18 protein-coding genes and 1 pseudogene are annotated in these 22092 nt (G+C 64.4%); 9 read left to right on the forward strand and 10 right to left on the reverse strand.

Annotation, left to right across the window (positions count from 1 at the left end):
- The first annotated feature begins 152 nt into the window (after positions 1–152).
- From LU671_RS25190 to LU671_RS25205, 4 genes are all read left to right on the forward strand, one after another.
- A complete protein-coding gene (locus LU671_RS25190; protein ID WP_203651403.1) occupies positions 153–650 on the forward strand; it encodes a hypothetical protein in 498 nt (165 codons plus the stop codon).
- A gap of 12 nt (positions 651–662) precedes the next feature.
- Positions 663–911, forward strand: a complete 249-nt coding sequence (locus LU671_RS25195; protein WP_203651406.1) for a hypothetical protein — start codon at positions 663–665, stop codon at positions 909–911.
- A 105-nt stretch (positions 912–1016) separates the two neighbouring features.
- On the forward strand, positions 1017–4922 hold the full coding sequence (hrpA, locus tag LU671_RS25200; RefSeq protein ID WP_232857288.1) for an ATP-dependent RNA helicase HrpA: 3906 nt from the start codon (positions 1017–1019) through the stop codon (positions 4920–4922).
- A gap of 219 nt (positions 4923–5141) precedes the next feature.
- On the forward strand, positions 5142–6263 hold the full coding sequence (locus LU671_RS25205; RefSeq protein ID WP_232857289.1) for a beta-ketoacyl-ACP synthase III: 1122 nt from the start codon (positions 5142–5144) through the stop codon (positions 6261–6263).
- A gap of 208 nt (positions 6264–6471) precedes the next feature.
- Here the strand turns inward: LU671_RS25205 and LU671_RS25210 are convergent, their stop codons facing one another.
- Positions 6472–7716, reverse strand: coding sequence for a putative porin (locus LU671_RS25210; protein ID WP_050706803.1), 1245 nt, complete (start codon positions 7714–7716; stop codon positions 6472–6474).
- A 239-nt stretch (positions 7717–7955) separates the two neighbouring features.
- Between LU671_RS25210 and LU671_RS25215 the strand changes: the two genes are divergently transcribed.
- Positions 7956–9083, forward strand: a complete 1128-nt coding sequence (locus LU671_RS25215; RefSeq protein ID WP_232857290.1) for a GNAT family N-acetyltransferase — start codon at positions 7956–7958, stop codon at positions 9081–9083.
- Between the two features lie 155 nt (positions 9084–9238).
- On the opposite strand, the gene LU671_RS25220 is transcribed toward LU671_RS25215, so the two are convergent.
- From LU671_RS25220 to LU671_RS25235, 4 genes are read right to left on the reverse strand one after another with little or no spacing between them, the layout of a single operon-like run.
- Positions 9239–11071 (reverse strand): ABC transporter ATP-binding protein, encoded by a 1833-nt coding sequence (locus LU671_RS25220; protein WP_232857291.1) that lies wholly within the window; start codon positions 11069–11071, stop codon positions 9239–9241.
- Between the two features lie 51 nt (positions 11072–11122).
- A complete protein-coding gene (locus tag LU671_RS25225) occupies positions 11123–11680 on the reverse strand; it encodes a peptidylprolyl isomerase (protein ID WP_050706800.1) in 558 nt (185 codons plus the stop codon).
- The gene (locus LU671_RS25230; RefSeq protein ID WP_232857292.1) at positions 11674–12486 is read right to left on the reverse strand and encodes an alpha/beta fold hydrolase; all 813 of its coding nucleotides are present in this window, start codon (positions 12484–12486) and stop codon (positions 11674–11676) included. The genes LU671_RS25225 and LU671_RS25230 overlap by 7 nt, the downstream gene beginning before the upstream one ends.
- Positions 12487–12499: 13 nt before the next feature.
- The gene (locus tag LU671_RS25235) at positions 12500–13423 is read right to left on the reverse strand and encodes a LysR family transcriptional regulator (protein WP_028693074.1); all 924 of its coding nucleotides are present in this window, start codon (positions 13421–13423) and stop codon (positions 12500–12502) included.
- Between the two features lie 50 nt (positions 13424–13473).
- Here LU671_RS25235 and LU671_RS25240 point away from each other — a divergent pair, with 50 nt between their 5' ends.
- From LU671_RS25240 to LU671_RS25255, 4 genes are all read left to right on the forward strand, one after another.
- Entirely contained in the window at positions 13474–13788 is a 315-nt protein-coding gene (locus LU671_RS25240; protein WP_110739155.1) for a 3-phosphoglycerate kinase, read from the forward strand.
- A gap of 111 nt (positions 13789–13899) precedes the next feature.
- Positions 13900–14499, forward strand: coding sequence for an FMN-dependent NADH-azoreductase (locus LU671_RS25245; protein WP_203651432.1), 600 nt, complete (start codon positions 13900–13902; stop codon positions 14497–14499).
- Positions 14500–14835: 336 nt separating this feature from the next.
- A complete protein-coding gene (locus LU671_RS25250) occupies positions 14836–15717 on the forward strand; it encodes a carboxylate/amino acid/amine transporter (RefSeq protein ID WP_232857293.1) in 882 nt (293 codons plus the stop codon).
- A gap of 165 nt (positions 15718–15882) precedes the next feature.
- Positions 15883–16767: a LysR family transcriptional regulator gene (locus LU671_RS25255; RefSeq protein ID WP_232857294.1), complete on the forward strand. Its 885-nt coding sequence runs from the start codon at positions 15883–15885 to the stop codon at positions 16765–16767.
- A gap of 43 nt (positions 16768–16810) precedes the next feature.
- Here the strand turns inward: LU671_RS25255 and aepX are convergent, their stop codons facing one another.
- The 5 genes and pseudogenes from aepX to LU671_RS25280 all read right to left on the reverse strand — a co-directional run.
- Positions 16811–17701 carry a phosphoenolpyruvate mutase gene (aepX, locus tag LU671_RS25260; RefSeq protein WP_232857295.1) on the reverse strand — a complete coding sequence of 297 codons (891 nt, stop codon included), beginning with the start codon at positions 17699–17701 and terminating at the stop codon, positions 16811–16813.
- 28 nt (positions 17702–17729) lie between these two features.
- On the reverse strand, positions 17730–18557 hold the full coding sequence (locus LU671_RS25265; RefSeq protein WP_232857296.1) for a hypothetical protein: 828 nt from the start codon (positions 18555–18557) through the stop codon (positions 17730–17732).
- Between the two features lie 33 nt (positions 18558–18590).
- Positions 18591–19793, reverse strand: a complete 1203-nt coding sequence (locus LU671_RS25270) for a pyridoxal phosphate-dependent aminotransferase (protein ID WP_232857297.1) — start codon at positions 19791–19793, stop codon at positions 18591–18593.
- 43 nt (positions 19794–19836) lie between these two features.
- Complete coding sequence (locus LU671_RS25275) at positions 19837–21057, reverse strand: MFS transporter (RefSeq protein ID WP_203651445.1); 1221 nt, start codon at positions 21055–21057, stop codon at positions 19837–19839.
- A 292-nt stretch (positions 21058–21349) separates the two neighbouring features.
- A pseudogene (locus LU671_RS25280) lies at positions 21350–21949 on the reverse strand (mechanosensitive ion channel family protein); the annotation flags it as partial.
- Positions 21950–22092 lie beyond the last annotated feature (143 nt).

Genomic DNA, 22092 nt, shown 5'->3' on the forward strand with positions numbered 1-22092 from the left:
CATTCCGGTGTCAGCTAAACATTGGCAAGGTCTTTCCGCCGCGTTGCAGCAGCTTAGGAAGCTTCCCACAGTTTTATCGGACCTAGGCTAATTGGCAGGTGGCGCGCCAGCGGTGAAAGTCCCTTTCTTTGTAAGAATGGTCAGGGATCGCCATGCAAGCGCAAAGGACTTATCAGGTAATCGCCCATCACGCGATCGTCTTCGATGTCAGCGAGTTCATCATCCAGCCAGGAGAATGTTGCCAAATCCGGCAAACGGGCCTGCCATGGGTGCATGCCGGGCACTATCGGGTCGTTGAAAAAATGGCGGAGCTTTACGACCGGATGCTGGCAGGGCAGCGGCCTTGCCTGATGACGGTTGCGGTATCGCGGCCGTTAACTCGCCAGCAGGGGGACAGCCTCAATCAGCAGAGGTACAGGGTTTCGGGCATTTTCAGTACCGCAGCGGGTAAAGCGACGGCGGATGTCGCGCTAGCAATGGCAGGTGGGCCTGCGGCGGCGGTCGCAGGGATCGCCGCCACCGGAGCTGTGGCGTGGTTGATTCAGAATAAGATTCCTACTTTTCATGCTGGGGATGTACTGGCATCGCTGTCAGCAACCGTGAAAGGCGGTATTGGTCCCCAATCCAGCAGCCTGATGCTGATTATCTGAAGGGGAGCGGATATGTGGGTACTTTATGGTATTTGCTATGCCCTCGTGGTCGGCACGTTGGTCGACTGGGCATGCCGGTCAAGGTGCATCAGGTTTCTTCTCTATATCGTCTTCAACGTCACGGGGATTACCGCCTGTAATCAACTGGGTGAAGAGCAGTTCCTGCAACTTGATGGTATTGGCTGGTCAGCTTTTTTCGTGGCAATTGCTACCCCGTTGTTGTTCAAGCGCTCCCGCTATTTCGAGCGTGACCGCGACTGAACGGCGGGCACAGGCAGCATCGATTTCGCAAATCTGCGACAATCCTGCCTCTTACGCCTGCCGATCATGAAAAAGCAGCACTCGCCTGCATCATTAAAAAGCCCCATGACAGACCACGCCATCGACCAACTGCTGAAGAACCTCGACCACGCCATGATCGCCGACCGCCATCGGTTGCGCCGGCAATTGCACGAGCTGCGCAAGCGCCCCGACGAGGGCAAGCTCGCGCAGTGGGTGGAAAAGGTCCAGGCCTCCTGCGCCCAGGTCACCGCGCGCCAGCAGAGCGTGCCGAGCATTCGCTACGACGACAACCTGCCCATCGCCGCCAAGCGCGACGAGATCAAGAAGGCCCTGGCCGAGCACCAGGTGCTGGTGATCGCCGGCGAGACAGGTTCCGGCAAGACCACCCAGCTGCCGAAGATCTGCCTGGAGCTGGGCCGCGGCAGCCATGGCCTGATCGCCCACACCCAGCCCCGGCGGATCGCCGCGCGCAGCGTGGCGGCGCGGGTCGCGGAGGAGCTGGGCACGCCGTTGGGGGCGCTGGTCGGCTACCAGGTGCGTTTCGAGGACCAGAGCGATTCGAACACCCTGATCAAGCTGATGACCGACGGTATCCTGCTGGCCGAAACCCAGCACGACCGTTTCCTCGAGCGCTACGACACGATCATCGTCGACGAGGCTCATGAGCGCAGCCTGAACATCGACTTCCTGCTCGGCTACCTCAAGACCCTGCTGCACCGCCGCCCGGACCTGAAGTTGATCATCACCTCGGCGACCATCGACCTGGAGCGCTTCTCCAAGCACTTCGACGGCGCGCCGATCATCGAGGTGTCCGGGCGCACCTACCCGGTGGAAACCTGGTACCGGCCGCTGACCAGCGAGCACGACGAGGAGGGCAACCAGGTCGAGGAGGACCTGTCCGTCGACCAGGCGATCCTCGCCAGCCTCGACGAGATCGCCCAGCATGAGCGCAGCCAGGGCAAGGGTCCGGGCGATGTGCTGGTGTTCCTGCCCGGTGAGCGCGAGATCCGCGACGCCGCCGAGATCCTGCGCAAGGCGCAGCTGCGCCACACCGAGATCCTGCCGCTGTATGCGCGGCTGTCGCCGGCCGAGCAGCAGCGAATCTTCCAGTCCCACAGCGGCCGGCGCGTGGTGCTGGCGACCAACGTCGCCGAAACCTCGCTGACCGTGCCGGGCATCCGCTACGTGATCGACAGCGGCACCGCGCGCATCAGCCGCTACAGCTACCGCGCCAAGGTCCAGCGCCTGCCCATCGAGGCGGTGTCCCAGGCCAGCGCCAACCAGCGTAAAGGCCGCTGCGGGCGTGTCGAGCCGGGCATCTGCATCCGCCTGTACAGCGAGGACGACTTCAACGGCCGCCCGGCGTTCACCGATCCGGAGATCCTGCGCACCAACCTGGCCGCGGTGATCCTGCAGATGCTGCACCTGCGCCTGGGCGCGATCGACGCCTTCCCGTTCATCGAGCCGCCGGATGGCAAGGCCATCAGCGACGGCTTCAACCTGTTGCAGGAGCTGTCGGCGGTCAACCGCGAGAACCAGCTGACACCACTGGGCCGCCAGCTGGCGCGCCTGCCGATCGATCCACGGTTGGGTCGCATGCTGCTCGAAGGCGCCCGTCAGGGCAGCCTGCAGGAAGTGCTGATCGTCGCCAGCGCGCTGTCGGTGCAGGACCCGCGCGAGCGCCCGCCGGAGCGCCAGCAGGCTGCCGACCAGGCGCACGCGCAGTGGAAGGATGTCGATTCCGACTTCGCCGCGCTGGTCAACCTGTGGCGCGGTTTCGAGGAGCAGCGCCAGGCGCTGACCGCCAGCCCGCTGCGCAACTGGTGCCGCAAGAACTTCCTCAACTACCTGCGCCTGCGCGAGTGGCGCGACGCCCATCGCCAGCTGGCGCTGATCTGCCGTGATCTGCAATTGGCGGTCAACAAGGACGCCTGCGACTACCAGCCCCTGCACAAGGCGATTCTCAGCGGCCTGCTCAGCCAGATCGGCCAGAAGACCGAGGAGGGCGACTACCAGGGCGCGCGTCAGCGGCGTTTCTGGGTTCACCCCTCGTCGGGCATCGGCCGCAAGCGCCCGCAGTGGGTGATGGCCGCGGAACTGGTGGAGACCACCAAGCTGTACGCGCGCATGGTGGCCAAGATCGAGCCGGACTGGATCGAGCCGCTGGCCACCCACCTGATCAAGAAGAACCACTTCGAACCGCACTGGGAGAAGAAGCGCGGCCAGGTGGTGGCCTACGAGCAGATCACCCTCTACGGGCTGATCCTGGTCGGCCGTCGGCCGGTGCATTTCGGCCCGATCGACCCGGTCACTTCCCGCGAGCTGTTCATCCGCGACGGCCTGGTCGGTGGCGAGATCCAGTCCCGGGCCAAGTGCCTGGCGGCCAACAAGCGCCTGCTCGAGCAGCTCGACGAGCTGGAGGCCAAGGCCCGACGGCGCGATATTCTGGCCGACGAGGAGACGCTGTACGCCTTCTACGAGGCGCGCCTGCCCGAAGAGATTCACCAGACCGCGACCTTCGACAGCTGGTACCGGATGAACAGCCAGAAGGATCCGAACCTGCTGATCATGCGCGAAGAGGACGTGCTCGCCCGCGAGGCCAGCGAGGTCACCGCCGCGCAGTATCCGGACCACCTGCAGGTGGGCGATCTGCGCCTGTCGCTGAGCTATCACTTCGAACCGAACCACCCGCGTGACGGCGTGACCGTGCGGGTGCCGGCGCCGCTGTTGCCGAACCTGCCGGGCGAACGCCTGGAATGGTTGGTGCCCGGCCTGCTGGAGGCCAAGTGCATCGCCCTGGTGCGCAACTTGCCCAAGGCCCTGCGCAAGAACTTCGTGCCGGTGCCCGACTTCGTCAAGGCGGCCCTGTCGCGCCTGGCGTTCGGCCAGGGGGCATTGCCGCAGGCGCTGGGGCAGGAGTTGCTGCGCATGACCGGGGCGCGGGTGTCGGACGAGGCCTGGGCGGAAGCGGCCGGGCTGGTCGAGGGCCATCTGCGCATGAACATCGAAGTGGTCGACGCCCAGGGCAAGTTCCTTGGCGAAGGCCGCGACCTCGCCGAGCTGACCGCCCGCTTCGCCGCCGCCAGCCAGGCGGCGCTGGCCCTGCCGCGCAGCGAGAAGGCCGAGCAGCCGGTACAGGCCAAGGCCTTCGCGCAGGTGGCGCAGACCGCCCAGCAGAAGATCGCCGGGCTGTCGATGACGGTCTACCCGGCGCTGGTCGAGGACAACGGCACGGTACGCGAAGGGCGTTTCTCGACCCAGGCCGAAGCCGAGTTCCAGCACCGTCGCGCCTTGCAGCGCCTGTTGCTGCAACAGCTGGCGGAACCGGCCAAGTTCCTGCGCGGCAAGCTGCCGGGGCTGACCGAACTGGGGCTGTTGTACCGTGAACTGGGCCGAATCGAGGCACTGGTCGAGGATATCCTCCTGGCCAGCCTCGACAGTTGTGTGCTGGAAGGCGAAGACCCACTGCCGCGTGATGGCGCGGGCCTGGCCTCGCTGGCCGAACGCAAGCGCGGCAGCTGGACCGAGCACGCCGAACGCCTGGCCCGCCTGACCCTGGAGGTGCTGAAGCTGTGGCATGGCCTGCAGAAGCGCTTCAAGGGCAAGATCGACCTGAGCCAGGCGGTGGCGCTCAACGACATCAAGCAGCAGTTGGCCAACCTGGTGTACCCGGGCTTCGTGCGGGAAACGCCGGGGGCCTGGTTCAAGGAGTTGCCGCGTTATCTCAAGGCGGTGGAACTGCGCCTGGAGAAGCTGGGTTCGCAGGTGCAGAAGGACCGGGTGTGGAGCGGCGAGCTGGCCAATTGCTGGGCGCAGTACCAGGCCCGCGCCGACAAGCATGCCCAGGAAGGCAAGCGCGATGAGCAACTGACCCTGTACCGCTGGCTGCTGGAGGAATACCGGGTGTCGTTGTTTGCCCAGCAACTGGGGACGAAGGTGGCGGTTTCCGACAAGCGACTGAGCAAACAGTGGAGTCAGGTGGAAGCCTAAGCTCCCAAAGTTGTGGCAAACTTGCAGGAATTTGCGGCCGCTGTGCGGCCGATCGCGGCACAAGGCCGCTCCTACAGGAGAACGCCGATTCTGTAGGAGCGGCCTTGCGCCGCGAACGAGGGCTCAGCCCTCGCCTCAAAATTGGTACCAAGGTGCCATTAAGTTGCCCTTATTCCGGCCAGCGCCTTGTGGCGATGGCCCCAGACCAGAGGAACGACCGTGCACAACGTCGTCATCAGCGGCACCGGCCTGTACACCCCGGCCCAAAGCATTTCCAACGAAGAACTGGTGGAATCCTTCAACGCCTGGGCACAACGATTCAACCGTGACAACGCCGCCGCCATCGAGCGTGGCGAGGTCGAGGCGGCGCCGCTGTCCGATGCCGCCTTCATCGAGAAGGCCTCGGGCATCAAGAGCCGCTTCGTCATGGACAAGGCCGGCATTCTTGATCCGCAGCGCATGAAGCCGCGCTTGCCTGAGCGCGGCAACGACGAACAATCGATCCTCTGCGAGATGGGCGTGGCCGCCGCCCGCCAGGCCCTGGAGCGTGCCGGGCGCACCGCCGCCGATGTCGACGGGGTGATCGTCGCCTGTTCCAATCTGCAGCGCCCATACCCGGCCATCGCCATCGAAGTGCAGCAGGCACTGGGTATCCAGGGCTTCGCCTTCGACATGAACGTGGCCTGCTCGTCGGCCACCTTCGGTATCCAGACCGCCGCCAACAGCGTGCAGCTGGGCCAGTCGCGCGCCGTGCTGGTGGTCAACCCGGAAATCTGCACCGGCCACCTGAACTTCCGTGACCGCGACAGCCACTTCATCTTCGGCGATGCCGCCACCGCCGTGCTGGTCGAGCGTGCCGACCTGGCCACCTCCGAACACCAGTTCGACATCGTCAGCACCAAGCTGCTGACGGCGTTCTCCAACAACATCCGCAACAACTTCGGCTTCCTCAACCGCGCGGCGGAAGAGGGCATCGGTGCTCGCGACAAGCTGTTCGTGCAGGAAGGCCGCAAGGTGTTCAAGGAAGTCTGCCCGATGGTCGCCGAGCTGATCGGCAAGCACCTGGCCGAGAACGATCTGCAACCGTCGGACGTCAAGCGCTTCTGGCTGCACCAGGCCAACCTGAGCATGAACCACCTGATCGTCAAGAAACTGCTGGGGCGTGAAGTGGCCGAGGAAGATGCGCCGGTGATCCTGGATCGCTATGCCAACACCAGTTCGGCGGGGTCGGTGATTGCCTTCCACCTGTATCAGGATGACCTGGCCAAAGGGTCGCTTGGCGTACTAAGTTCGTTCGGTGCTGGCTATTCGATTGGTAGTGTGGTGCTGCGCAAGCGCTGATTATCAGTTCGAGAAAGCTGGGGCCGCTTTGCGGCCCTTTCGCGGCACAAGGCCGCTCCTACAGGGGACCGCATTTCCCTGTAGGAGCGGCCTTGTGCCGCGAAAGGGCTGCAAAGCAGCCCCCAGCTTTCTGACAGGCAAAAAAAGCGGGAAATGCCGGATGGGGTCGGCATTTCCCGCTTCAGGGTGGAGCAAGGGAGCGTAGCGCTTAGAACTTGGCTTCCAGGTCGACCTGCAGGGTATCGACGTCAGCATTGTTGTTCGGCAGCTGCGACAGGTCGGTCTTGGCCATCAGGTAGGCCGCGCCCAGCGAGAAGTTCTTGTCGATCTCGTAGCCGACCTTGAACTTGTGGCCACGCGAACCGGTAAAGCCGGCGCCGAAGTCGGAGTCGGTGAACAGGCTGACCACGGCGTTGCGCTGCACGTCGCGGTAGTTGTAGTCCAGGCTCCAGGCGCCCAGCTTGGTCTTCAGACCCGCCAGCCAGGCCTTGTCCTCGCCGTCGGTGCTGTCGGTGTTCTTGACGAACTGGCCATAGGCCGACAGCGGGATAGCGAAGCCGGTGAAGTCCACCTGGCCAAAGCCTTCAGCCAGGTTGAACTCGGTGGTGGTGTTGCCGAAGCTGCGCAGCACGGCCGACTTCTTGTCGTTGTCGAAGCCGTAGAGGCTGCCGCCGACGGTGACCTTGACGCTGTCAGCCAGGTTGAACTTGGTGCCCAACTGGCCGTGGTACAGCTGCGCGTCGTGCTTGAACTGCACGCCGTCGCCGTCGACGTTGTCCTTGAGGGTGTAGTGACCGGCGCTGCCGAACACTTCGGCGCCGCCCAGGTTGGTCTTGTAGGTGACGGCCACGCCTTCCGGGTTGATGTCGCTGTCCCAGATGATGTCGCCCATGCTCACCCACGGCTGCAGCATCTTGCCGCCGATCAGGTGCAGGTTCGGCACGGCGGTCGGGTGCCAGTCGAGGTAGGCAAGGTCCACCCACAGCGATTTCTTGTCGAAGTAGTTGTCCAGGCTCTGGTTGGTCGAGCGGGCGTCCGAGCTGCTGCCGGTGGCCACGCGAATGCCGGCGTCGACCTGCGGGTTGATCTCGCTGTAGAAACCGACGCGGGCACGCACACGCTCGCGGTCCTGGTTGCCGCTGCGGCTGTTGGGGTTGTCGACGTTGACGTCTTCGTAGCGCAGGCGCACGTCACCCTTGATCTGGGTCTTGGCGGCCCATGCCACTTTTTGTTCGAAGGAGCTCAGGCGCTCGGACTGGGCTTTCTGGTCGGCCTTTTCCTTGGTTTCCTTTGCCAGGTCGCCCTGCAGTTCGGTGTACTGCGCCTGGTTGATCGAGCCGTTGGCGCGGAGTATTTCGAGCAGCTTGGCGTCGACAGCAGCACTGGCCGGAGTACTCAGAGCCAGCATCATGCCGGTGAGGCTCACTCCAGTAAGTGTAGAAACAAGACGCATAAGGTTCTCCCTGTTGGAAAAAGTGGGGAGGCTCAAGCGCCCACCCCCGAGTTGGCATGTCTTCGGAAAGGGCCTGTGTAGACAGGTTCTGGGGTTCCGGAAAACAGGCGCAAGTATTGCGGGGGGGAATGACAGAATAATGTCTGAATAGTGGCACTGTTGTTAAGTAAACAGGACGTCATTTGTGTGTCACGGCGGCTTTGGCAATACTGGCGCCCTGTCCATAGCGAGTTGCAACCGTGATCAGCCTTCACAGCCTTGCCCACCTGCGCGACCTGCCGGCGACCACCTGGGACGCGCTGGTGCCCGATGGCCAGCCGTTCCTGCGCCACGCCTTTCTCAGTGCCATGGAAGACAGTGCCAGCGTGGTACCCGACACCGGCTGGGCCGCCGAACATCTGGTGCTGGAGCGCGATGGCGAGGTGCGGGCACTGCTGCCGGCGTACCGCAAATGGCATTCGTTCGGCGAGTACGTGTTCGACCATGGCTGGGCCGATGCCTGCGAGCGGGCGGGCATCGCCTACTACCCCAAGCTGCTCGGCGCGGTGCCGTTCAGCCCGGTCGCCGGGCCGCGCCTGCTGGCGTCCGACCCTGCTGATGGCCTGCTGCTGTTGCAGGCGATTCCCGAGTACCTGGGCAAGGGTGGGCTGTCGGGGGCGCACATCAATTTCACCGACAGCGTGCTGGACGCGGCCATTGCCGGCCAGCCGGGCTGGCTGGAGCGCCTGGGCTGCCAGTTTCACTGGCGCAACCGGGGTTACCGGGACTTCCAGGATTTTCTCGACACCCTCAGCTCACGCAAGCGCAAGCAGATGCGCAAGGAGCGCGAGCAAGTGGCGGGGCAGGGGATCGACTTCGCCTGGTACCGCGGTGATGAACTGAGTGAGGCGCAGTGGGACTTCGTCTACCGCTGCTATGCCAACACCTATGCCGTGCGCCGCCGGGCGCCGTACCTGACTCGCGAGTTCTTCAGCCTGGTGGCCGAGCGCATGCCCGAGGCGATTCGCGTGGTCATTGCCCGGCAGCAAGGGCGCGAGGTGGCGATGGCCTTCAGCCTGGTGGGGGGCGATAGCCTGTATGGCCGCTACTGGGGTTGCCTGGACGAATTCGACCGCCTGCATTTCGAGACCTGTTTCTACCAAGGCATGGACTTCGCGATCGGCGAAGGCCTGCAGCGCTTCGATGCCGGTGCCCAGGGCGAGCACAAGCTGATTCGCGGGTTCGAGCCTGTGATCACGCGGTCGTGGCATTACCTGCTGCACCCGGGGTTGCACCGGGCGGTCGCGGACTTTTTGCGTCAGGAGCGCGAAGGAGTGATGGCCTACGCCGACGAGGCGCGGGGGATGTTGCCGTATCGCCAGGTTTGAAGTGACTGGCCACACGCTATCCCTGTAGGAGCGGCCTTGTGCCGCGAAAGGGCCGCAAAGCGGCCCCGGCGATCTTTGCGTCAACGCTGAAATCCTGGGGCTGCTACGCAGCCCTTTCGCGGCACAAGGCCGCTCCTACAAGGGACCCCTTCAACTCAGTCGACGCCGACAAACCCCCCGGTCTGGTGATGCCATAACCGCGCATACAACCCGCGCTGTGCCAGCAACTCGGCATGGCTGCCGCTTTCGACGATATGCCCCTTGTCCAGCACGATCAGCCGGTCCATGCGGGCGATGGTCGACAGGCGGTGGGCGATGGCGATTACCGTCTTGCCCTGCATCAGCGTCTCCAGGCTTTCCTGGATCGCCGCCTCGACCTCCGAATCCAGTGCCGAGGTCGCCTCGTCCATGATCAGGATCGGCGCGTTCTTCAGCAGTACCCGGGCAATGGCGATGCGCTGGCGCTGGCCGCCGGAGAGCTTGACGCCACGCTCGCCGACATGGGCGTCGAAGCCGGTGCGGCCCTGGGCATCGGACAGCTGCGGGATGAACTCGTCGGCCCGGGCCCGGCGCACCGCCTCCCAGACCTCCTCGTCGCTGGCCTGCGGCCGGCCGTACAGCAGGTTGTCGCGGATCGAGCGGTGCAGCAGCGAGGTGTCCTGGGTGATCATGCCGATCTGCGCACGCAGGCTGGCCTGGTTGACCTCGGCGATGTCCTGGCCGTCGATGAGGATGCGCCCGCTGTCGATGTCGTACAGGCGCAGCAGCAGGTTGACCAGGGTCGACTTGCCGGCGCCGGACGGGCCGATCAGGCCGATCTTCTCGCCAGGGCGGATGTCCAGGTTCAGGGCATCGATCACCTTGCCGCCTTTGCCGTAGTGGAACTCGACATGGTCGAAGCGCACCGCGCCGCGGCTGACCTTGAGCGCCGGGGCATTGGGCCTGTCGCTGACGGTGACCGGCTGGGCGATGGTCTGCAGGCCGTCCTGGACCATGCCGATGTTCTCGAAGATGCCGTTGACCACCCACATGATCCAGCCGGACATGTTGACGATGCGAATCACCAGGCCCGTGGCCAAGGCGATGGCGCCGACGCTGATCAGCGACTGGCTCCACAGCCACAGGGCAAGGCCAGTGGTGCTGACCACCAGCAAGCCATTCAGCGAGGTGATGACCACGTCCATGCTGGTGATCACCCGTGAGGCCAGCTGGGTCTTCTCGGTCTGCTCGCTGATCGCCTCGCGGGCGTACTGCTGCTCGTAGTCGGTGTGGGCAAACAGCTTGAGCGTGGCGATGTTGGTGTAGCCGTCGACGATGCGCCCCATCAGCTTGGAACGGGCGTCGGAAGAAATCACCGAACGCTCCTTCACCCTGGGCACGAAGTAGTACAGCGCACCGATATAGCAGGCGATCCACACCAGCAGCGGCAGCATCAGCCGCCAGTCAGCCTCGGCGAACAGCACCAGTGCACTGATGGCGTAGATCAGCACGTGCCACAGCGCATCCACCGCCTGCACCGCCGAATCGCGCAGGGAGTTGCCGGTCTGCATGATGCGCTGGGCGATGCGCCCGGCGAAGTCGCTCTGGAAGAAGTTCAGGCTCTGCTTGAGCACGTAGGTGTGGTTCTGCCAGCGGATCAGGCTGGTCATGCCCGGGCTGATGGTCTGGTGCACCAGCAGGTCATGCAGGCCGAAGAACACCGGCCGCAGCACCAGCACCACCACCAGCATCCAGATCAGCTCGCCGCTGTGCTCGCTGAAGAAATTGGCGTTGGGCGTGCCCTGGGCCAGGTCGATGATCCGGCTCAGGTAGCTGAACAGCGCCACTTCGATCAGCGAGGCGATCAGGCCGACGATCAGCAGGGCGAGGAAGCTCGGCCACACCTGGCGCAGGTAGTAGAGATAGAAGGGCCAGACCTTGCCGGGAGGCGCCTCGCTGGGCGCCTCGCGGAAAATGTCGATCAACTGCTCGAAACGACGGTACAGCATGGGTGACGACACTCCTGTTCGACCCGACTCACGTCCCTGTGTGGCGCGGGATCAGTCGATGCGTTTGGCCGACTTGATGTAGACCGGATCCGCCGGTACATCGCGCATGCCTTTCTTGACGGTGGTCGGCGAGTTGACGATCTGGTCGACCACCTCCATGCCCTTGGTGACCTTGCCGAACACCGCGTAGCCACGGTCGCGGCCCGGGTTGAGGAAATCATTGTCGGCGACGTTGATGAAGAACTGGCTGGTGGCCGAGTTCGGGTCGGAGGTACGGGCCATGGACAGGGTACCGCGAGTGTTCTGCAGGCCGTTGCTCGCCTCGTTGCGGATCGGGTCCTGGGTGCTCTTCTGCACCATCTGGTCGGTGAAGCCGCCGCCCTGGACCATGAAGCCCGGGATCACGCGGTGGAAGATGGTGTTGTTGTAGAAGCCGCTGTCCACGTACTGGAGGAAGTTCTTGGTACTGATCGGCGCTTTTTCTGCGTTCAGCTCGATCTCGATCTTGCCAAAGCTGGTGACCAGCTCAACGTGCGGGGTCTTGTCGGAAGCCATGACACTGGTGGCGAAGGCGACCGAGCAGGCGGTGAGCAGAAGTTTTTTCAGCATGGGCTCAAAGATCCTTGAGAGGTGGAAGCGGCTGCGAGGAACTGCAGCACGGTACGGTTGAAGACTTCAGGTTGATCCAGGGGCGTAGCGTGCCGCGAATCGTCGATGACCGCCAGTCTGGCATTGGGCATCAGGGCGACGTAACGCTCCTTCAGTTGTATCGGTGTGTAATCGTGGTCGGCGGCGATCACCAGGGTGGGACAGCGGATCTGGCCGATGCGTTCCTGCACGCCCCAGTCGACGATGGCGTCGAAACTTTTCAAATAGGCACGTTTGTCGTTGCGCGCCCAGCGCTGGGCCATCTTGCGCCGCAATTCGGCCTGCTCCGGCTTGGGGAACAGCCGCGCGGCCAGGCCCTTGCCGACGGTCTCGACACTGAGCAGGCGCGCCAGGCTCCAGCGCTTGAGCCACCAGATCCAGTCGCTGCGGGTGCGGCGCTTGACCTCGGGGGCACTGTTGACGATGCACAGGCTGCGCAGCCAGTCGGGGTGGTCGACGGCGAACTGGAAACCGAGCATGCCGCCCATGGACAGGCCGACGAAGTGCACCGGGCCGGTGTCCAGATGGCGCAGCAAGGCCAATAGATCCTCGCTGAAGGTCTTTATCTGGTAGCCCTGGCGTGGCTTGGACGATTGCCCGTGGCCGCGGATGTCCATGAGGATCACCCGGTACTGGCGGCTGAGCTCGGGTACCTGCAGTTCCCAGTCCTGGCTGCTCGAGCCCAGCCCGTGCAGCAGCACCAGGGGCTCGCCCTGGCCGTGTTCCTCGTAATGCAGCAGGCATCCGTCATGTTCGAAACAGGCCATGGGCGCGGTCCTCTCAGGCTTGCGGGGGGGCTGCGAAGGGCACGTCCAGCGGCGCGGTGTCGAAGTTGCGCAGCAGTTCGATGAGGATCTGCGTGGCCGGGCCCAGGGTCTTTTCCTTGCTCGAGTAAAGGTAGAACAGTGGATGGCGGCTGCCACCCTGATCCAGCGGTAGGGGCTTGAGCACGCCTTCGCGCAGCTCGCGCTCGATCATGTGCCGGGGCAGCCAGGCAAAGCCCAGGCCGCTGCCGACGAAGGTCGCCGCAGTGCCCAGGCTGCCGACCGTCCAGCGCTGCTCGGCGCCGAGCCAGCCGACATCGCGCGGCTGGGCCCGGCCGGAGTCGCGGATCACCACCTGCAGCTGGCTTTCCAGGTCCTGGAAGGTGATCTCGCGACCCATGCGGTGCAGGGCGTGCTCGGGGTGGGCGACGGCGATGAACTCTACCGGGCTCAGTTCGGTGCCCAGGTAGCCGCCGATGTTGAAGCTGCTGATGGCAAGGTCGGCGATGCCTTCGTGCAGCACTTCCTCGACCCCGGACAGCACCTCTTCGCGCAGGCGTACCCGGCAGCCGCGGCTCTGCGGCATGAAGGCGGCCAGGGCGCGCACCAGGCGGGCGCTGGGGTAGGCGGCGTCGACCACCAGGCGCACTTCGGCCTCCCAGCCCTGTTCCATGTGGTGAGCCAGGTCTTCCAGCTGGCTGGCCTGCTTGACCAGTTGCCGCGAACGGCGCAGCAGCACGCTGCCGGCCTCGGTCAGCACCGCCTTGCGTCCATCGATGCGCAGCAATGGCACGCCCAGTTGCTCCTGCATCCGCGCCACGGTGTAGCTCACCGACGACTGCGAACGGTGCAGGGCCTCGGCGGCCTGGGCGAACCCACCGTGGTCGACCACTGCCTGCAGGGTCCGCCACTGATCCAGGGTAACGCGCGGTGCTTTCATCCAGGGCTCCTGTTGTCCTAAGCTGCGCTCTTCCCAAGGAGAGCGCCCGTATGAAGAAATGTTGTGCGGCTTTGCTGTTGTGCCTGCCCCTCGGGGCCATGGCATACCCGATCGATGTGGAAAAGGACCTGACCGGGGTCAAGGTCGACTACACCGCCTACGACACGGCCTACGACATTGGCTCGATCAGCCTCAACAACTATGGGCAGGTGCCGGCGGCGTGCAAGGTCACTTTCCGCAACGGCCCCGAGGCGCCACGGGTGCGCCGGGTCAATGTGCCCGCCGGCAGGAGCGTGGATGTCACCGCCAAGTTCAACCGGCAGATCATCAAGCTGCGCATCGTGCTCGACTGCAAAGCGCAATAAAACAGATTAATCGATAGGTTGATCCCACTTTTTACGCTTTTTTATCGATAGGTCAACCACTAATCTCACCTCCATCGAATCGCCACCCTTTACCGCCGATGGAGGCACCCCATGTCCCGCGTACTGATCATCGAAAGCAGCGCCCGCCAGCAGGATTCCGTTTCCCGTCAACTGACCCTGGACTTCATCCAGCAATGGCAAGCGGCGCATCCGGCTGACGAGATCAAGCTGCGCGACCTGGCCGTGAACCCCGTGCCGCACCTGGACGCCAACCTGCTCGGCGGCTGGATGAAGCCCGAGGAGCAGCGTAGCGCCGCCGAGCGTGACGCGCTGGAGCGTTCCAACGCGCTGACCGACGAACTGCTGGCTGCCGACGTGCTGGTGATGGCCGCGCCGATGTACAACTTCACCATCCCCAGCACCCTGAAAGCCTGGCTGGATCACGTGCTGCGCGCCGGCATCACCTTCAAGTACACCCCGACCGGCCCGCAGGGCCTGCTCAACGGCAAGCGCGCCATCGTCCTGACCGCCCGCGGCGGCATCCATGCCGGTGCCAGCAGTGACCACCAGGAACCCTACCTGCGCCAGGTGATGGCCTTCATCGGCATCCACGATGTGGACTTCATCCACGCCGAGGGCCTGAACATGAGCGGCGAGTTCCACGAGAAGGGCCTGAACCAGGCCAAGGCCAAGCTGGCCGCGGTGGCCTGAGCCGCGACGAATTCCCAACCCTGACACCTTGTTGCTCCTTTGGGTGTGCCTGCCCGGCCAAGTGATGGCCGGGCTTTTTTATGCCTGTGAGGACGGCACGCCTCCTGTAGGAGCGGCCTTGTGCCGCGAAAGGGCCGCAAAGCGGCCCCGGCGATTTCTGCTCGATACTGAAATCCTGGGGCCGCTACGCAGCCCTTTCGCGGCACAAGGCCGCTCCTACACGGGGAAGCGCGCGAAGAGAAAGGGGAGACGTCCACGAGCACCCCCAAAATCCCATGGTTGAACTGCCCAGGCCCAACCCGCTAAGGTCCCCGCCTTGATCCACGAGGGCCAACCATGGGCTACCTGATAATCGTCGCGCTGATCCAGGCGTACTCCTTCAACCTGATCGGCGAATACCTGGCCGGCCATGTCGACAGCTACTTCGCCGTACTGGCCCGTGTTGTCCTGGCCGGCCTGGTGTTCCTGCCGCTGACCCGCTGGCGCCAGGTCGAGCCGCGCTTCATGCGCTCGATGCTGCTGATTGGTGCGCTGCAGTACGGCATCACCTATGTCTGCCTGTACCTCAGCTTCCGCGTGCTGACGGTGCCGGAGGTGCTGCTGTTCACCATCCTCACCCCGCTGCATGTCACCTTGATCGAGGATGCCCTGAACCGGCGCTTCAACCCCTGGGCGCTGCTCGCCGCCCTGGTGGCGGTGGCCGGCGCGGCGGTGATCCGCTTCGACACGGTCACCGGCGAGTTCTTCATCGGTTTCCTGTTGCTGCAACTGGCCAACTTCACCTACGCCGCCGGCCAGGTGCTGTACCGCCACCTGGTGGCCCGTCACCCCAGCGACCTGCCGCACTACCGCCGCTTCGGCTATTTCTACCTGGGCGCATTGCTGGTGGTGTTGCCGGCCTTCCTGCTGTTCGGCAATACCCAGCACCTGCCGAGTACCGACACCCAGTGGCTGGTGTTGCTGTTCCTGGGCCTGTGCCCGACGGCGCTGGGGCTGTACTGGTGGAACAAGGGCGCCTGCCTGGTCTCCGGCGGTACCCTGGCGGTGATGAACAACCTGCATGTGCCGGTGGGCTTGCTGCTCAACCTGCTGATCTGGAACCAGGACGAACCGCTCGGGCGCCTGGCCATTGGCGGTATGGTGATCCTCGCGTCGGTGTGGTTGAGCCGTTTGGGCGGTCCGCGTGCAGGGCTGCCGGGGGCCGCCTCGTCGCGCTGAGGTATCTGTGCAAGACGAAGGCGCCCGCATGGGCGCCTTCGTCATTCACGGGGGCAATACCAAGGCAGGCTTTGCCCGGCTGACGGTGGCAGGCAAGATGGACGCAGGCGGCTCAAGATCGCCCGTTCCGACAATGGATTTGCCTGACACTACAAGGAAGAGACCGTGAACCTTGACCTGACCGACCTGAAACTGTTCATCAAGATCGCCGAGTCCCCCAGCCTGACCCAGGGCGCCAAGCGTGCATGCCTCTCGCCTGGAGCCGCCAGCATGCGCATCAAGTCGATGGAAGCCGAGCTTGGCGAGGGGCTTTTTCATCGCCAGCACAAAGGGCTGGTGCTGACCCTGGCAGGTCAGCGGTTGTTGATCCATGCCCGCAAGATCCTGCGCCAGCTGGAAGTGCTCAAGGCCGAATTCGACCACCGCGAAGAGCCTGACGGAGCAAGCATGCGCATGTATGTCGCAGGCTTCAGTGCATTCGAGTCGACCCAGCGCCGGCTGGTGCGCTATCTCGCCGATCACGCCAATGTCGCCATCGACCTGCAGCAACGCACGGCCGGGGATATCGTTCGCGGCATTCGCGAGGGCGCCGTTGACATGGGCGTGGTGCTCGGCAGCGACCCTGTGGAGGGTTGCGCCTCGATCGCCCTGCCGGTGCTCAACTACGTGGCGGTGCTGCCCAGGCATCATGCATTGGCCGCCAGCGCCTCATTGCGCCTGGGCGACGTGCTGCGCCACCCGCAGGTCGGGTTGGCGACCGACAGTGCACTGTGCCGTCTGATCGAGCAGCAGGCCGATATCGATGGCCTCGCGGCCCAGTTCAGGATCAAGGTGTCCGGCGCCGAGTCGCTATGCCGGATGATTGCCGAAGGCGTCGGTATCGGTATCGCATCGGATGCGGCGGTGCAGCCTTATCTCGATGGCTGTGGCCTGGTGGCCCGACGCCTCGATGAAAGCTGGGCGCGCCAGCAGCACATGATGCTGGTCAGGCATTTCGAGCGCATGCCGCGGCATGTCACCGAACTGGTTTCCTACCTGAGCGCCGCCTGAGCAAACCCGGCAAAGGGGCCGCGTTGCGGCCCCGATGGGTCGGTCATCGTGTGCCGGGCACCAGGCTGAGGATTTCATCGATGGGCATGCAGGCCGGCTCGATCTCGTAGGCCCGGTCGTGCTCGAGAATGCTGGTGGCGACCTGGCGCATGGCCGAGTAGGCGCCGCGCAGCATGTGGTTGGCGTAGATCACCGCATTGAAACCGGCATCGGCCAGGCACGAGAAGGTCAGTTGCGGGTAGCTGGTCGGCACGCAGACCAGGGGTGTGTGCGGATGGGTCTGCTTGAAGCGGCGGGCGAATTCGAGGATCTCCTCGCCCGTGCTCTTGCGGCTGTGGATCATGATGCCGTCGGCGCCGGCCTCGGTGTAGGCGCGACAGCGTGCGAGGGCGTCATCCAGGCCTTTTTCCAGGATCAGGCTCTCGCAGCGGGCGAAGATCATCATCGAGCCCCCCAGGCGATGTTGGGTGCCGACCCTGATCTTGTCGCAGAAGTGCTCCATGGTTTCCTGCTCCTGGTGCACGCTCAGGCCCAACAGCGAGTTCTTCTTCAGCCCGCATTTGTCCTCGATGACGATCGCCGACACCCCGGCGCGGGCCAGCCACTGCACATGGATGGCGAAATGCTCGATCTTGCCGCCGGTGTCGGCGTCGTAGATCAGCGGCAGGTCACAGACTGCGAGGATTTCGTTCAGTCGTTCCAGGCGGTCGCTGGGCGAGAGGATCTCGATGTCCGGCAGGCAGCGCTGGGTCGAGTCGGTCAGCGAGCTGGACCAGATGGCATCGTAGCCCAGGCTGCTGTCGCCGGCGCCGAGGCGCACGCTCTTGGCCAGCATGGCCGAGATCGGGCTGTGTGCCTCGAGTACCCGCAGGCAGGCTTTTTCACTGAACAACTGGCGCAGGTCGATGCGCGCGTCACGCTTGATCACGTTCATATGCCTCATCCCTGTTGTGAGGTGTTCGTCAGGCGGCGAGCACCGACTCCATCTTGTCCAGGTGCTCGCAGGCTCTTTTCACGTATTCGCAGGACAGCGCCTCGATGCGCGTGTAGTCCAGTGCCTGGCGGGTGGCGCGGCAGTAGAGTTCGAGGGCGCTGGTGGCATGGAAGAAATGCTGCGCCTCGACCGCGCCGCAATGCACGCTGAGGAACGAGGCGATGCGATGCGCCTCGCCTGGGGTCTTGCCTTGCGCCTCCTTGAGCCAGTCCTTCCACAGGGGCGTCATCACGTTGTATTCCCCGGTATTGAACAGCTCGGTCATCGCCATCATCTCGATGGCCTCGACCAGTTGCGGGGCGAGCGGCCGCTTGCTGCCTACCCAGGTGGAGAATTCCTTGGTCACCGGGTTCAGGTAGCGGTCCTGCAGGCGCCAGTCCTCCGAGCCGCAGATGGCGGTGGCCATGCGCGCATACAGCTTGGAGTGGTGCGGGTGGCCGTGCATCTCGCCCAGGCCGATGTCCTCGACGATGATCTCGCCGCAGTGACGGGCGGCGTCCTGCAACAGCAGCCGGGCCTGGGGATCGTCGATGGCCTCGGACTCCTGCAGCAAGCGCACGATGATGCTTGAAACCGCATGGGCGGCACCGTCCGGGCTGCGCCAGCCGCAGAAGAAGGTGCACAGGCTTTCCCGTGACCAGGGCCTGGCGGTGATGCGCTGGTAGGTGTCGAGGTAGTCCTCCAGCAGGTCGGCGTGCACCTCGAAGCCTTTTTTCAGGGCGCTGGCCAGCCGTTTGTCCTGCACATCGGTCAGGGCCTGGTCGACGAATGACAGCATGAAATCCGTTTTCTTCATGTCATGTTCTCGCGGGTTGTGGAAAGTCCGGGGTCAGGCAAGCATTGCAATGAAGTCGGTGAAGCGGCCCAGGCCCTCCTCGAGGTCCTGCGGGCTTACCGAGTACGACAGCCGCACGGCGCTCGGGTCGCCATTGCTGCAGCCGGGCACCAGGGCGATGCGCGCCTCGGTCAGCAACAGCTCGCAGAGGTGGCTGGCGTCGCGGATCGCCTCGCCCTGGTAGCGTTTGCCGAGCAGGCGGGTGATATCCAGGTAGAGGTAGAACGCGCCCTGTGGTGGCGAAAAGCGGATCGCCTCGAGCTTGCCGAGCAGCGCCGTGGCGATGGCCAGCTGGCGATCGAGCTGGGCATTGACCTGGGCACCGAACCGCCGCGCGCCGTCGCCATCCAGTGCGTTGAGCGCCGCGTACTGCGCCAGGCTGCTGGGATTGGAGGTGGTGTGGGCCTGCAGGTTGTGCATGGCCGCGACCACCGCCTTCGGCGCACAGGCATAGCCCAGGCGCCAGCCGGTGACCGCCTGGCTCTTGGAGAACGAGTCGATGATGATGGTCGAGGCCTTGAGCTCGGGCAGCAGCGCGACCAGGTTGTGGTGTTGCTGGCCGTTGCGCAGCAGGCTGCGGTAGCACTCGTCGAAGATCACCCAGAGCTTGTGCTCCAGGGCCAGCTCACCGATGGCGAGCAGTTCCCGCGGGTCATAGACCACCCCGGTGGGGTTGTTGGGGGTATTGATGATGATCGCCTTGCTGCGCGGCGACAGCGCGGCCTTGACCGCCGCGGCGCGCAGGCTGTGGTTGTCGCCCTTGGTGTCGACGAACACCGGACGGGCACCGGCCAGTTCGACCTGGGTGGGAAACGTCTCCCAGTAGGGGCGCGGGATGATCACTTCATCACCCGGATCGAGCAGCACCATGGCGCTGTTGAACAGGGCTTGCTTGGCACCGCTGGACACCGCGATCTCGTCGGCGCCGTAGTCGACGCCCAGGCGCTGGCTGACGCTGCTGGCCAGGGCCTGGCGCAGGCGCGGATTGCCCAGGGGTGGGGTGTAGCGGTTCCACTGTTCGTGGACCGCCGCAATGGCGCCGTGGCGCATGTCCGGTGCGGCGTCGCTGGACAGCTCGCCGGCGGCGAAATTGATCACCTTGATGCCGGCGTCACGCAGGGCGTTGGCCTTGCTGCGCATGCTCGAGGTGCCGGGCGCGCTGATACGCGCGGATCGTTGCGACAGTCCGTTGCTCATGGTTGACGTCCTTGTTGTTCTTGATCTGGAGCGATGTTGCGGATCAGCGGCGCGGTAGTCCCTTCATGCCGTTGTAGATCACCAGGCACAGCGGCAAGGTCAGCAGCAGCACGCAGGCCAGCACTACCAGGCCTTCGACGACACCGGCCTGGTCGGATATCGCGCCGATCAGCACCGGGGCGAGGGCGCCACCACCCACGGTCCCGGTGTAGAACCAGGCGAATACCCGGTCGCGCCGGTCCCGTGGGGCGAAATCCGGAACCAGGCCGCCAAGTACCGACGAGGTGCCGTTCAGCGCCACGCCGATCAGCGGCATCACCAGCATCAGGGCGCCATAGGGCAATACCAATGCCAGCAGGATCAGCAGCGCGGTCAGCACTTCCGTGCAGATCACCGTGCGCACCGGCCCCAGGCGTGCGCCGAGGTAGCCGCAGAACAGCTTGCCGAAGGCGCCGCCGATGAACAGCAGGGCCAGGGCCAGGCCGATGTGCTCGGTGTTGGCGCCCTTGCTCTGCAGCAGGAACGGCAGGAAGGTCAAAAAGCCCATGCGCACGCCGCTGTCGATGCTGCCGGTGGCGATCAGCGCCATCAGGCCGGCTGGCGTGCCGGTCGCGTCGGCGACCTTGGTCTTCTTGCTGGCGGTTTCGTGGGCCTGGTTCTTTGGCATCAGCCACCACAAGGCGAAGGCGGCGGCGATGCCGAGCACGCCAAGCAGGGTGGCGTTGGTCTGCCAGGAGATGTAGACCAGCACCAGCCCGGTCAGGCCGGGGATGACCGCCTTGCCGATATCCCCGGCGAAGTTGTACTGGGCCAGCGCCTGCTTGACCCGCCCGCTACCTTCGTAGGCGTCGGATACCAGCGCCGAAGCCAGCGGGTGCTGGGTGCTGGCGCCGAGGCCACCGATCATCAGCGCCAGCAGCAGCAGATTGATATCCGTGGCCTGGGCCGCCAGCAGGTAGGCGAAGCCGGCGAGGGCGGTGCCCCTGACAAGCAGGGTTTCGCGCCCCCATTTGCGTGCGCCGCGGCTGGCCAGCAACTGGAAGCCGGCCATCATCCCGGCGTAGGCGCCGCGCAGCAGGCCGACCTGGGCATAGCTCAGGCCGAAGGCGGCCTGCCAGATAGGCAGCAGCACATAGATAACGTCGGTCAGGCCATCGTGCACGCCATGGGCCAGGCTGCCGGCGGCCAGTGCCTTGCGGCGGTTGGCCGGATCGCTGCGGTCCGGTTCGTCGAGTGGTTTTTCCAGGGAGATGTCCTGACGCATCGCTTGCTCGCAGTCCTTTGGCCGATACCGTGCCGCCTGTCATTGGGGCGACCTGTTCGCTGCAGGTTAGGAGAAGCGGGGAGAGGCGGGTATTCGTATTTCTCGAAGGCTGGCGTTTAATAATTCTGAAATACTTGTAACTAATTGTTTCTTTGTGCTTTGTGAGAATACAAGGCCATTGTGCACAGCTGAAAAAACTTTCCGTTCGTCAGCGATCCGTGGGAGCGGGCTTGCCCCGCGATGGCAGTGCCAGCCTTTTCGCGGGGCAAGCCCGCTCCCACGCATCCCTAAATCAGGCTTCGTCGAATTCCCGCATCGAGGTCACCAAAGGTGGCCTGGCCGCCAGCCCCGCACGCATGTCGTTGCCACTCGGCTGCTGGTACAGGCTCAGCCCGAATTCCGGCAGCACCGCCAGCAGGTAGTCGAAGATATCGCCCTGGATGCGCTCGTACTCGGCCCACACCGTGGTGGTGGTGAAGCAGTAGATCTCCAGCGGCACGCCCTCGGCGGTGGTCTGCATCTGGCGGACCATGCAGGTCATGTTCGGGTGCACGTTGGGGTGGCTCTTCAGGTACGCCAGGGCGAAGGCGCGGAAGGTGCCGATGTTGGTCAGCTGGCGGCGGTTGGCCGAAAGCTCCGCCACCGGGCCCAGGGCCTCGTTCCAGTGATGCAGTTCCTGGCGCTTCTGCGCCAGGTAGTCGCCCAGCAGGCGTACCTGGCCCAGGCGCTGTTCTTCGTCCGGGCTGAGGAAGCGCACGCCGGCGGCGTCGATGAACAGGCTGCGCTTGATCCGACGCCCGCCGGATTGCTGCATGCCGCGGTAGTTGCGGAATGACTCGCTCATCAGGCGCCAGGTGGGGATCGAGACGATGGTCTTGTCGAAGTTCTGTACGTGTGAGCTCTTATCCGAAATGGACATGGAGAAGTGATGTAGATCAACAGGTTAAGTTTTTTTGTCCATTGTCCATTTTTCCTCAAATCCATGGACACTCTTCCTTCCTGCAATCCATAAAGTCCGCCAAACCATTCCCCTCC

Source organism: Pseudomonas sp. NMI760_13, assembly GCF_021283245.1.
Taxonomy (GTDB): Bacteria; Pseudomonadota; Gammaproteobacteria; order Pseudomonadales; family Pseudomonadaceae; genus Aquipseudomonas; species Aquipseudomonas peradeniyensis.